General features: G+C 41.8%; 7 protein-coding genes. 4 read left to right on the top strand and 3 right to left on the bottom strand.

Annotated features, from left to right (window positions below; genetic code table 11):
- Nucleotides 1-55: 55 nt before the first annotated feature.
- Nucleotides 56-730 (top strand): hypothetical protein, encoded by a 675-nt coding sequence (locus tag ACFFIP_RS14720; protein WP_382388452.1) that lies wholly within the window; start codon nt 56-58, stop codon nt 728-730.
- An 84-nt stretch (nt 731-814) separates the two neighbouring features.
- On the opposite strand, the gene ACFFIP_RS14715 is transcribed toward ACFFIP_RS14720, so the two are convergent.
- Nucleotides 815-3229 carry an alpha-ketoacid dehydrogenase subunit alpha/beta gene (locus ACFFIP_RS14715; protein WP_382388451.1) on the bottom strand — a complete coding sequence of 805 codons (2415 nt, stop codon included), beginning with the start codon at nt 3227-3229 and terminating at the stop codon, nt 815-817.
- A gap of 443 nt (nt 3230-3672) precedes the next feature.
- Between ACFFIP_RS14715 and ald the strand changes: the two genes are divergently transcribed.
- On the top strand, nt 3673-4791 hold the full coding sequence (gene ald / locus ACFFIP_RS14710) for an alanine dehydrogenase (RefSeq protein WP_382388450.1): 1119 nt from the start codon (nt 3673-3675) through the stop codon (nt 4789-4791).
- A gap of 50 nt (nt 4792-4841) precedes the next feature.
- On the opposite strand, the gene ACFFIP_RS14705 is transcribed toward ald, so the two are convergent.
- Both ACFFIP_RS14705 and ACFFIP_RS14700 read right to left on the bottom strand, forming a co-directional pair.
- Complete coding sequence (locus ACFFIP_RS14705; protein WP_382388449.1) at nt 4842-5078, bottom strand: NAD(P)H-dependent oxidoreductase subunit E; 237 nt, start codon at nt 5076-5078, stop codon at nt 4842-4844.
- 219 nt (nt 5079-5297) lie between these two features.
- Entirely contained in the window at nt 5298-8675 is a 3378-nt protein-coding gene (locus tag ACFFIP_RS14700; protein WP_382388448.1) for a methylmalonyl-CoA mutase family protein, read from the bottom strand.
- Nucleotides 8676-9098: 423 nt separating this feature from the next.
- Between ACFFIP_RS14700 and ACFFIP_RS14695 the strand changes: the two genes are divergently transcribed.
- Both ACFFIP_RS14695 and ACFFIP_RS14690 read left to right on the top strand, forming a co-directional pair.
- Complete coding sequence (locus tag ACFFIP_RS14695) at nt 9099-10178, top strand: site-2 protease family protein (protein WP_382388447.1); 1080 nt, start codon at nt 9099-9101, stop codon at nt 10176-10178.
- Nucleotides 10175-12820, top strand: a complete 2646-nt coding sequence (locus ACFFIP_RS14690; RefSeq protein ID WP_382388446.1) for a cation-translocating P-type ATPase — start codon at nt 10175-10177, stop codon at nt 12818-12820. The genes ACFFIP_RS14695 and ACFFIP_RS14690 overlap by 4 nt, the downstream gene beginning before the upstream one ends.
- Nucleotides 12821-12822 lie beyond the last annotated feature (2 nt).

The raw sequence follows: 12822 nt of genomic DNA, 5'->3' as shown, positions 1-12822 counted from the left end.
CGGAAATTTGAGCATTTTTACAATTGAGCCAGAATTCCCGTAAATTTATGTGAGCATGAGCAGTGTAAAAAATTATATAAGCATATTCTTCTTTTCCTCACTTTTATTTGCCTGTGTGTCACCACCCGACAATTTCCCAACTGTGCCTGAAATCTCATTTGAGGATATGCGCTTTGTCAATACCGCAGGGACTGACTCCTTGATTGTCTCCCTTCGTTTCAAGGATGCAGAAGGTGACCTTGGACTTAACCCAACCGATATTGACCCGCCATTTCAACCGCTTAATTTCAGAAGAAATGCTGCGGGTTCACTGATCACTTATGGCAATAGGCCTCCTGAAGCCCCTCCTTTCAATCCTATTGACTGGGTAATCAACCCACTTGTCAATAGCACCGTAGTGCGGGATACAGTTTGGGTTGAACAAAACCCTGACCATAATAACATCTTCGTGAAATTCTTTATCAAGAGAAATGGGGTTTACACCGAATTCAAGTGGGAGGAAGCGCCATTCTTCACTACCTTCAACGGACGCTTCCCCAGAATCTTCAATAGTTCAGGCAGCCAACCTGTAGAAGGAACCCTTCAATATGCCATGCTTTCATTTGGTTGGCAATCCATATTCAGAACAGACACCATCAGGATTGACCTACAGATACAGGATAGGGCATTGAATAAAAGCAATGTTGTTTCCAGCCCAGATGTCACGCTAAGCCAAATCAGCAGACAATAAAATTACAGATCAGATAAAAGGCGCCTACAATTCAGTTGTAGGCGCCTTTTTTTTAGGTTAAATGAAAGATTCGATATCTTCCATTTACAAGGAAGGAAAACGAAGAGGATCCACTTCATGCATCATGGCATATACCTTTTCGACCACATCGTCAACAGATGGTTTGGAGAAATAATCCCCATCAGAAGAATAGGCAGGTCTATGAGGTTTAGCAGCCAAAGTTGCCGGCTCAGAATCCAAATAGTAATATGCTTTTTGTTCCTCCACAACCTTTTGCATCATATAAGCAGAGGCTCCTCCCGGCACATCTTCATCTGCAAAAAGGACCCTGTTGGTCTTTTTAACAGATTCCAAAATCATATTGTCCACATCAAAAGGAAGCAAGGTCTGCACATCAATAATTTCGACATCTATTCCCATTGCTGCAAGCTCTTGAGCGGCATCTTCCACTATTCTACACATGGAACCATAAGTTACCACTGTCAGATCTGAACCATTTCTCAAAATTTCAGGCTTCCCTAATGGCACCCTGAATTCTCCCACATTGGATGGCATTTTTTCCTTTAATCTGTAGCCGTTCAGACATTCAATCACCAAAGCAGGCTCGTCAGATTGCATCAAGGTATTGTACATGCCGGCAGCTTGGGTCATATTCCTAGGTACGCAGAGCAACATTCCTCGTAGGGAGTGTAGCAACATACCGATTGGAGAACCCGCATGCCAAACACCTTCTAGCCTATGACCTCTTGTTCTGACGATCAAAGGTGCCTTTTGACCACCTTTGGTCCTGTATTGTAAAGAGGCAAGGTCATCAGAAAGGGTCATTAGCGCATAATGGATATAATCCAGGTATTGGATTTCAGCCATAGGCCTCAATCCTCTTAATGCCGCTCCAATTCCCTGACCAATAATGGTTACTTCACGGATACTTGTATCGGAAACCCTGTATTCACCATATTTGGCCTGAAGACCAGAGAAGGCCTGATTCACATCGCCGATTTTCCCTACGTCCTCACCGAAAGCTAAAAATCTTGGATCATTTTCAAGAAGGTTGTCAAAGCAAGCCTGTAAAACCTCTCTTCCATCTACTACAGGTGCATCAGTATCATATTTGGCCTCAACAGGTTCTACATACTGCACGGCAAATTGAGACTGAGAATAAAGATGGCTGCTATATCTATCTTCATTTAATACCTGTTGCTGAGCATACCAATTTTTAAGTTCAGCCTTAACAGATTCCCCATCAGTTCTCATCATCCACAAAGCTCTTCTGACTGTGCTGATTACATCCTTTCTGATAGGATTGAGTGTTTTGCTTAAATCCTCCGCTAAAGTTTCCAATGCCTGGCTTTGATTGGCATTTTTGGCCGCTTCTTTAATCAAAGCAACCGCTTCTTTCAATTCTGCTTTGATATCTCCTGCAAATGCTGCCCATGCAGCATCTTTCTCTTTCTTTGCAAAATCTTTAGCTTCCTTTTCTATTTCATCAAGCTCTTCTTCACTGGCTATTCCTTTTTCCAAAATAAAATTTCTGAATTGAAGAAGACAATCATAATCCTTCTCCCACTCCAATCTTTCTTTGGATTTATATCTTTCATGAGAACCTGAGGTAGAGTGCCCTTGAGGCTGGGTTACTTCGATCACGTGGATCATCACCGGCACATGCTCTTCTCTTGCAATTCTAGATGCATTCTCATAAGCCCTGTCCAATGCTTCATAATCCCATCCCTTGACCACAAAGATCTCATATCCTTTTTGGTCATCATTTCTTTGAAGTCCCTTCAGAATCTCAGAAATACTGCCTTTGGTTGTATGGTATTCATTAGGCACAGAAATCCCATAGCCATCATCCCATACAGAAATCACCATCGGAACCTGCAATACTCCTGCAGCATTGACTGCCTCAAAAAACATACCTTCAGAGGTAGAAGCGTTACCTATTGTACCCCATGCTACCTCATTGCCATTATTACTAAACTGGCTTAATGACTTCAATTGTGGATTTTGCCTGTATAATTTAGAGGCATAAGCCAAACCAAGTAGCTTGGGCATCTGACCCGCAGTAGGAGAAATATCTGCAGAAGAATTTTTCATCTCCATCAAATTTTTCCAAGAACCGTCAGGATTAAGTGAACGCGTGGCAAAGTGACCATTCATCAACCTTCCCGCAGAGGCCGGTTCATCTTCCACTGAAGTGTGGGCATATAATTGGGCAAAATATTCCTTGATCGTCAGCTGACCAATGGCCATCATGAATGTCTGATCCCGGTAATATCCGGCTCTGAAATCACCGTCTTTGAAATACCTGGCCATTGCAATCTGAGCCAGCTCCTTCCCGTCACCAAAAATTCCGAATTTGGCCTTCCCCATGAAAACCTCTTTCCTCCCCATCAGGGAAGCATGCCTGCTTTCCCAAGCCAAACGGAAATCAGATAGAAGTTGCTCTTTATCAAAGACTTTTGATTTTTTGTTTTTAGAAGATGTTGCCACTGTTGTCATTTTATAATCTCTTTACGCTACTTTGGGTTTTTGTCGCTTTTATTGCAAGTATTTCAAAAATAAGGAAATTTGTCATTTTAACAAATTCCCCAACAGCTTATTTATGTTTTTTTTCGATAAAAAATTTTGAATTACGTTTAAAATACATTTTTTTACAAAATTATATTTTTAAAATAACCCTAAAACCAATTATTAAAATTCGTATTAAAGGGAATTCGCAGTAGAAATTTAAACAAAATTTGAAAAAAGAAAATTTTCCGAATTTTTGTTTTTTAAAGTCGCTTTTTTGAAATTTTATTAAGATTAAAATTTTAAAAAAAAATTTAATTTTGAAAATAAGGTATTTCGTTACCTGATTCAAAATAAGTTAATTGATTTTGACTCTAATCAGCATTCCCTTATTATCTTTGTGCCATTGATATAAAAACCCAAATTGTAACGATATGATCATTGGTGTTCCTAAGGAAATTAAAAACAACGAAAACAGGGTTGCCTTGACCCCTGCCGGTGCTAAAGAATTGGTGAAAAGAGGCCATCAAGTTTATGTACAACATACAGCAGGTATGGGCAGTGGTTTTTCTGATGAAGAATATACCGCAGCAGGTGCAGCTATCCTTCCTAACATTGAAGATGTTTACGCCATTGCGGAAATGATCATCAAAGTTAAGGAACCAATTGAACCAGAATATAAACTGATCAAAGAAGGTCAACTGCTGTTTACCTACTTCCACTTTGCATCTTATGAGCCTTTGACCAAGGCAATGGTGGAAAGCAAATCAGTATGTTTGGCATACGAAACAGTGGAAAAATCAGATAGAAGCCTTCCTTTGTTGGTTCCAATGTCTGAGGTTGCCGGTAGAATGTCTATTCAGAAAGGCGCCAACTATCTTGAAAAACCTCTGAAAGGAAGAGGTATCCTTTTAGGAGGTGTACCAGGTGTACTTCCTGCTAAAGTATTGATCCTTGGTGGTGGTGTCGTAGGTACACAGGCTGCTTGGATGGCTGCAGGACTTGGTGCTGATGTCACCCTTATGGATGTGTCTCTTCCTAGAATGAGATACTTGGCAGATGTTATGCCTGCCAATGTGAAAACGATGATGTCCAATGAGTACAACATCAGAAACATGATCAAAGATGCGGACCTGATCGTCGGGGCTGTTTTGATCCCTGGTGCAAAAGCTCCACACTTGATCACCAAAGACATGTTGAAGGACATGAAACCAGGTACTGTTCTTGTTGACGTTGCTGTAGACCAAGGCGGATGTATTGAAACCTGCAAGCCTACTACACATGAAAACCCAACTTATATCATTGATGATGTAGTTCACTATTGCGTAGCCAATATGCCAGGTGCTGTTCCTTACACTTCTACTTTGGCCCTGACCAACGCTACCCTTCCTTATGCCATCCAATTGGCAGACAAAGGCTGGAAAAAAGCAGCTCAAGAAAACCCTGAATTGGTTCCTGGATTGAATGTAATTAATGGTGACATTGTTTACAAAGCAGTCGCTGAAGCTTTTGACATGGACTACGTCCCAGTTGAAAAATACCTTGCTGATTAATCCCAGCAATCAAAAAAAAGGCTGCAAATTGTATTGAGCAGCCTTTTTTTTTACCCCATTTTCTTTTTAATACTATCTAGGTCAGCCTTCTTGATCAGTTCATTCTGGATAATAACCGAAGGTGCTGATTTACAAAAATCCATACACTTGGTCTTAATCAGTTTGTATTTACCCTGATATTCATGCGATTTGACAAGATCTTTGATCTCCGATTGCAGCTTTTTACACCCCGCCTTCTTACAATCAGAACCATTGCAGATGAAAATAAATTTTCGGTAAGGAGACATCGGTTGTTAAAGTTTTATGGATACTCTTTTAATTTAATCAAGAAATTTCAAATCTGGAAACTAAGGAGTTTATAAAAAAGAAGTTCGGGCTCCCAAGCCCAAACTTCTTGATATCTCCACATTCCAATCCTAGAATCTTGCTTCTTATGTCTTGTGTCTTCAACCTTGTGTCTAGAGTCTAGAGTCTAGAGTCTCGCTTCTAGTTTCTCGCGTCCCCCATCACATATTTCTCCTATACTGACCACCAACTTCATACAGCGCATTGGTGATCTGACCCAAAGAACAATATTTAGCCGCTTCCATCAATCTTTCGAAGATATTGCCATTTCGCACTGCCACCAGCTGTAGGCTTTCAAGCTCCCGGACAGCTTTGTCCTGATACTTTTCATGCAATTGGCGTAGTGTCTGAATTTGCGCTTCTTTTTCTTCCTGAGTAGCCCTGATCACTTCCCCTGGAATCACTGTTGGCGAGCCCTCGGATGACAGGAAGGTATTCACACCAATGATAGGATACTCACCGGTATGCTTCAGCATTTCATAGTGAAGGCTTTCCTCCTGGATTTTACCTCTTTGGTACATGGTTTCCATAGCGCCCAGTACTCCTCCCCTCTCGGTAATCCTATCAAATTCCGCATAAACAGCTTCTTCAACCAAATCAGTCAGCTCCTCAATAATGAAAGCACCTTGAATAGGATTTTCATTCTTCGCTAACCCTAGTTCCTTATTGATGATCAACTGGATCGCCATTGCCCTTCTCACCGATGCTTCTGTTGGCGTGGTGATAGCCTCATCATAGGCATTGGTATGCAGCGAGTTGCAGTTGTCATAGATCGCATACAACGCCTGAAGAGTGGTACGGATATCGTTGAAGTCGATTTCCTGTGCATGAAGGGAGCGTCCGGAAGTCTGAATATGATATTTCAACATCTGAGACCTTTCATTGGCGCCATATTTCAGCTTCATGGCTTTGGCCCATATTCTTCTGGCCACCCTACCGATCACCGCATATTCCGGATCGATCCCATTGGAGAAGAAGAAGGAAAGATTTGGAGCGAATTTATTGATATCCATTCCTCTTGACACATAATATTCCACATAGGTGAATCCATTGGATAAAGTCAATGCCAATTGGGTAATCGGATTGGCTCCTGCCTCTGCAATGTGGTATCCAGAAATGGAAACGGAATAGAAATTCCTAACATTATGGTTGATGAAGTATTGCTGGACATCCCCCATCAATCTCAATGAAAATTCAGTCGAGAAAATACAAGTGTTTTGAGCCTGATCTTCTTTCAGGATATCCGCCTGTACTGTCCCCCTTACCGTAGCCAAAGTATAGGCTTTGATTTTTTCATAAACTTCTGCTGGCAATACCTGATCACCTGTCACGCCTAGCAACATCAGACCAAGACCATCATTCCCTTCAGGGATTGCTCCGTTATAGGCTGGCCTTGGCAAGCCTTTTTCTTTGTAAATTGCTTCAATTTTTGCATTTACCTCCTCTTCCAGACCATTTTCTTTGATGTAAAGCTCACATTGCTGATCGATGGCTGCATTCATGAAAAATGCCGTCATGGTAGCTGCAGGACCATTAATGGTCATGGATACAGAAGTCTTAGGATCGGCAAGATTAAATCCTGAATACAGTTTCTTGGCATCATCCAAGCAACAGATGTTCACTCCGGAGTTACCGATCTTTCCATAAATATCAGGTCTGAAATCCGGATCTTCTCCATAAAGTGTTACCGAGTCAAAGGCAGTAGAAAGCCTTTTGGCAGGCATATCCTTGGAGACATAATGGAACCTTTTGTTGGTCCTTTCGGGTCCACCTTCTCCGGCAAACATACGGGTTGGATCCTCTCCCTCTCTCTTGAAGGGAAATACACCTGAGGTATACGGAAATTCACCTGGGACATTTTCTTTCAATCCCCATTTCAATAGGTCGCCCCATGCCTCATACTTAGGCAAGGAAACTTTTGGAACTCTGGAATTGGAAAGGGAAGTATGGTAAGTCTGAATTTTAATCTCTTTATCCCTTACTTTAAAAATATAAAAATCATCGGCATACTGCTGCGCCTTCTGAGGCCATTCCTCAATCCATTTTTTGTTTCTTGGATCAAGTTCCAATTCAACCTGGGCGTACACCTCCTGAAGTTCTTTGACCAATCTGTCCTGATCTGCAACCTTGGCAGATTTGATCGCTTCAATGGATTTTTGAATGCTGTATAATTTCTGAGCAACGTTTTTTTGCTCATCCACCCATTTGTCATAATTCCTGTTGTTCTCAGAAATCTCTGACAAATACCTGGTTCTTGCAGGTGGAATGATGTAAATCTTCTCGGACATTTCCTTAGTTACCTCAAAAGAAGTCTCCAATTCCGCACCGGTCTTTTCTACCAGCTTATGGATAATTGCTTTGTACAGATTATTCATGCCGGGATCGTTAAACTGCGAGGCAATCGTACCGAATACCGGAATGTCTTCGTCTGCTATATCCCAAAGATTATGGTTTCTCTTGTATTGCTTCTTCACATCCCTCAAGGCATCTTGAGCGCCTCTTTTATCAAACTTGTTCAAGGCAATGATGTCAGCAAAGTCAAGCATATCAATTTTCTCCAACTGCGTAGCGGCTCCATATTCAGGAGTCATGACATACAAAGACATATCAGAATGCTCTATGATCTCAGTATCTGACTGTCCAATTCCGGAAGTTTCTAGAATAATCAGGTCAAAATCTGCTGCCTTGACCACATCTACCGCATCCTGAACATACTTGGACAAAGCCAGATTGGACTGACGGGTTGCCAAAGACCGCATATACACCCTTGGATGGTGTATGGCATTCATTCTTATCCTATCGCCCAAAAGTGCCCCTCCGGTTTTTCGCTTGGAAGGATCCACTGAAACTATGGCTATATTCTTATCCTTAAAGTCCAGCAAAAACCTTCTGACCAATTCATCTACCAAGGAAGATTTACCAGCTCCTCCAGTCCCTGTGATACCCAAAACAGGGGTTTTGCTCGATGAAGCAATCTTTCTGATTTCCTCGAGCATACCTTTAGAATCCTCAGGGAAGTTTTCTGCCGCCGAAATCACCTTGGCAATACTGGATTTATCTTCTTTGGAAAAATGCTTAAGACTCACCTCTTTTCCTACAGGAAAATCTGACTTCATCACCAAGTCATTGATCATTCCCTGCAAGCCCATGGCCCTTCCATCGTCAGGAGAATAAATCCTGGTGATGCCGTATTCATGCAATTCTTGGATTTCTTCGGGAAGGATTGTACCTCCACCTCCACCAAAAATCCTTATATGGCCTGCTCCTTTTTCTTTCAAGAGGTCATGCATATACTTGAAAAATTCCACGTGACCACCCTGATAAGAAGTTATGGCTATAGCCTGAACATCCTCTTGAATAGCACAATCCACGATTTCCTGAACAGAACGGTTATGTCCCAGATGAATCACCTCACAGCCTGTGGCCTGTATGATTCGCCTCATGATATTGATAGCCGCATCATGCCCGTCAAATAACGAGGCTGCAGTGACTAACCTGATGTGGTTTTGTGGTTTATAGATTTCTTGTGAATATGACATTTTATTTGGGTTTATACAGTACAGAACTTCAAGAAAAGCATTTTGGTTAAAAGCTCCTCCCAAAAATCGATTTTACTTTATTTCACGCTTGCGAATATAAGAAAAAACAAAAAGACAAGACCAATCTTCACCCCAACTTTCCAAACAAAATTCGGATTACACCAATTTTACACCAAATATCAGAATATACTACCAATATACTCTGTTGCCACAAAGCTAAATTCCATATTCACAGGGAAAATCAAAAAGAAAATAGGCTGTCTAATAATTATTTACAATCTCATTGGTCAATTTTCTAAGGTATCATATTGACAGCTGACTTTAATCATACTTTTTACCAGAATAAGCACCTTAATTTATGTCTTAAACAAAAGTTTCCTTTAAATTGAAGGTCATTACTCATTCAAATCTTAACCAGTTCCTATGAAACTATCGCTTTACCTTGGAAAATATAAGAACGTTAAAGTTTTCATTCACTGGACCTTTTCCCTGCTCTTACTTTGGATCATCATTTCCAATCTCCGTCAGGGAATACCTGGAGTGGATATTTTATGGACTGTAATTTTTGTTTTGGCCCTCTTTTGCTGTGTGGTCTTTCATGAATTTGGCCATGCCCTCGCAGCGCAGAAGTACGGCATACAGACCAAGGACATTGTTTTGTATCCCATTGGAGGGATAGCCAGGTTGGAAAAATTACCGGAGGACCCCAAGCAGGAATTGTGGGTGGCCATCGCAGGCCCCTTGGTCAACGTGGGTATTTTTCTGATTCTTTCAGCCGTTCTGAGTTTCACAGGTTTCAACATCGAAAGTCTGGAAGAGATCAAAATCAACCCTACCACGATCATTCTCTATTTGGCCTCAGCAAACCTGATCCTCGCAGTATTCAACCTGATACCGGCTTTCCCTATGGACGGGGGAAGAATTTTAAGAGCATTTTTGGCTATCCGATTACCCCGGGCACAGGCTACGCAGATAGCAGGGGGCATTGGCCAGTTTCTGGCTATTTTCTTTATCTTTTTCGGTTTGTTCAATAATCCAATCCTTGTTTTGATCGGTATATTTATCTTTTTGGGTGCAGCAGCTGAAGTCAGCCATACCCAGCAGGAAAGTTTCCTCAAGGGCTTTAAAGTCAATGATGCCATCATGATGAAGTTTCAGATCCTGGCATTTGATGCACCTTTATCCAAAGCCGTGGACAAACTCTTGAATTCACAGGCCACACATTTTGTGGTGGTCAAAGATGATGTCGCGGTAGGTACCCTGAGCAGAAATGAAATCATCAGGGGATTAAAAGAAGGAGATGAGAACATCGCTGTAGAAAAGGTGGCGGATTTCAATCCTCTGAAGTTTGAGACAGAGGAAAATCTTGACGATGTTTGGAAAAAGATGATGAGCGAAAACAGGAAAGTCGCATTTGTCATCGAAAACGGCCATTTTCTAGGTATTTTGGACCAGGAAAACATCAGTGAATTCATCATGGTAAAATCAGCATTAGGCAAATGATCAAAATTCCCAAGCATCCACATACCTATGAATCGAATGCTATCTTATCTGATTTGGGTTCGGATGAAAATGGCTTGAGCAAAGAGGAAGCGGAAAGACGTCTTATAGAATTTGGTCCAAATGAAATCCCGGATCCTGGGAAAAAGCCTGTTTGGAAAATCCTGTTGAAGCAATTCAACAACCTGATGGTTTACATCCTTTTTGTGGCGATGGCCATCTCTTACCTGACCAATCACTTGGTGGATGTTTATGTTATTTTGGCCATTATCATCATCAATGCTCTCATAGGTTTCATTCAGGAATATCGGGCTGAAGGGGCATTGGCGGCGCTTAAAAATATGCTAGTCCCAAAATGCAAAGTATTCCGCGAAGGTAGCCTCTTGACTATCAATTCCCGGGAAGTGGTACCAGGAGACATCATCAGCTTAGATGAAGGAGATAGCGTACCGGCAGATGCCAGAATTATTTATCAGAAAAACGCAAGAGCAACGGAAGCTTCTTTGACCGGCGAAGCCGTGCCTGTAGAAAAAACCACTGAGATACTACCTGAAGAAATCCCTCTGGGTGATAGAAAGAATATGGTCTGGAAATCTACCTTTTTATCCAGTGGTTCCGTAAAAGCTGTGGTTACCGGAACGGGATTAAACAGCCAAATCGGCGCCATTGCCATGTCCCTCAGGGATATCGCCCCTAAAAAAACAAATTTCCAGTTAAAGACCGACAAACTGGCCAAGCAGATGGCCATTATTGCCATCACTTGTGCCATCACTTTATTTTTTGTTGCTTATTTTTTTCAGGATGCACCACTTGACGACATTCTCCTTATTGCCATAGCGGCGTTGGTCTCCACTATCCCTGAAGGTTTACCCGCAGTTCTTTCCATTGTTTTGGCTATTGGATCATACAGAATGTCCCGAAAAAATGCCATTATCCGGGAAATTACTGCTACAGAAAGTCTGGGTTCTGTCAGCACCATTGTAACTGACAAAACCGGCACCCTGACTCAAAATACCATGACCATCAAGAAAATCTGGATGCCAGAAACCAATGATGTGCAGGTAAGTGGTGAAGGATGGGAAAGTGAAGGCAGATTCCATGGCACTGAAAATGACATCCTGGTAACTGAACTTCTCTTTGAAATCGCTGCCCATTGTCATAATTCCTCCATAGAAATCAATGACAAAGGGCAGATCATCGTCACAGGTGACCCCACTGAAGCAGCATTTTTGGTATTGGGAAATAAGGCAGGAAAATCCAAAGACCTGGATATCGTAGAGGATATTGCCTTCAACTCTGACCTGAAATACCGTTCGACCATGGTGATCAAAAACGGTAAAAAAGTGAGATTCTTTTTGGGTGCCCCTGAAGCTCTATTAGACCTCTGTGAAATTACCAGAGACCAAAGCGGTAACAAAATTCCCTTGAAGCAGGAGCAGTTAGAGGAGATTGAAGCAAAAATGAAAGGCTGGTCTGCAGACAGTTTGCGCGTACTGGCTTTGGCACAGAAAGAGGAAAACGGCAACATACATGAAGACCAGGAACTCGAATTTGTAGGGCTTGCAGGCATGATGGACCCCCCAAGAGTAGGTGTCTATGAGGCGGTTAAATCCTGTCATCATGCAGGCATCCGTGTGATTATGGCCACCGGTGACCATGCAGAAACTGCCCTGTCAATCGGTAAAAAAGTGGGTATTGTCCGGGAAGGTAGGGAAAAGGTATATACGGATGCCCAACTCAGCAAAATGAGTGAAGAGGAATTCGATCAAGCCGTCAGTGAGGCTGATGTTTTTTCCAGACTGACTCCTCTGATGAAATTGAAAATAGCCAAGTCTCTGCAAAAGCAAGGAGCCCTTATCGCCATGACAGGGGATGGTGTCAATGATGCCCCGGCATTAAAGCAGGCAAACATTGGTATTGCCATGGGAATAATGGGCACAGATGTGGCAAAAGATGCTTCTATGATGGTATTGGCAGATGATAATTTTGCAACCATCGTCAAGGCCGTCGAACAAGGAAGAATTGTTTTCAATAATGCCAGAAGAACCTCCTTTTTTCTGGTCACTACCAATTTTGCTGAAATCCTTACCCTAATCGTTGCTGTTTCCATGGGGATGGCCATGCCTTTGACAGCAACTCAGATTCTATGGATCAACCTGGTCACTGATGGTTTTTGTGACAAAGCCCTGGCAACCGAAAAGGGGAAAGGAAATGAGCTCCAATCACCGCCTATCGACCCCAAAGAAAATATCCTGAACAAAACCATTTACCCATTCTTGATCATCAATGTACTGATCATGACTACTTTGGCAATCACTGCGTATTTGTGGTACCTGCCGCATGGCATCGATAAAGCCAGAACAATGGTATTCATCACCATGGCATTTAGCCAGTTGTTCAACACCTTTAACATGAGGAACCTGACCGGGTCCTGCTTTAAAATAGGATTATTCAGTAATAAATGGGTTAATTATGCATTATTAGTATCTGTCCTCATACAGGTATTGATCATAGAGATCCCTTTCTTTTCCAATTTATTCAAGTTTCATACTGTACCGGTTGAAGAGTTCCTGTTTTGGGTCTTGCTATCATCATCTGTTTTCTGGGTAACAGAAATTTTCAAATATTTTAAATTCAAAAATTAACC

Origin of the sequence: Fontibacter flavus, from assembly GCF_042432905.1 — a bacterium.
GTDB classification, from domain to species: domain Bacteria; phylum Bacteroidota; class Bacteroidia; order Cytophagales; family Cyclobacteriaceae; genus Fontibacter; species Fontibacter flavus.
This window is presented reverse-complemented; position numbering and strand designations above follow the sequence as displayed.

Excerpts from the sequence above, each read along its gene's own strand:
- ACFFIP_RS14700 (WP_382388448.1), bottom strand. The coding sequence starts at position 8,675 with ATGTCATATTCACAAGAAATCTATAAACCACAAAACCACATCAGGTTA.
- ald (WP_382388450.1), top strand. The coding sequence starts at position 3,673 with ATGATCATTGGTGTTCCTAAGGAAATTAAAAACAACGAAAACAGGGTT.
- ACFFIP_RS14705 (WP_382388449.1), bottom strand. The coding sequence starts at position 5,078 with ATGTCTCCTTACCGAAAATTTATTTTCATCTGCAATGGTTCTGATTGT.
- ACFFIP_RS14695 (WP_382388447.1), top strand. The coding sequence starts at position 9,099 with ATGAAACTATCGCTTTACCTTGGAAAATATAAGAACGTTAAAGTTTTC.
- ACFFIP_RS14690 (WP_382388446.1), top strand. The coding sequence starts at position 10,175 with ATGATCAAAATTCCCAAGCATCCACATACCTATGAATCGAATGCTATC.
- ACFFIP_RS14720 (WP_382388452.1), top strand. The coding sequence starts at position 56 with ATGAGCAGTGTAAAAAATTATATAAGCATATTCTTCTTTTCCTCACTT.
- ACFFIP_RS14715 (WP_382388451.1), bottom strand. The coding sequence starts at position 3,229 with ATGACAACAGTGGCAACATCTTCTAAAAACAAAAAATCAAAAGTCTTT.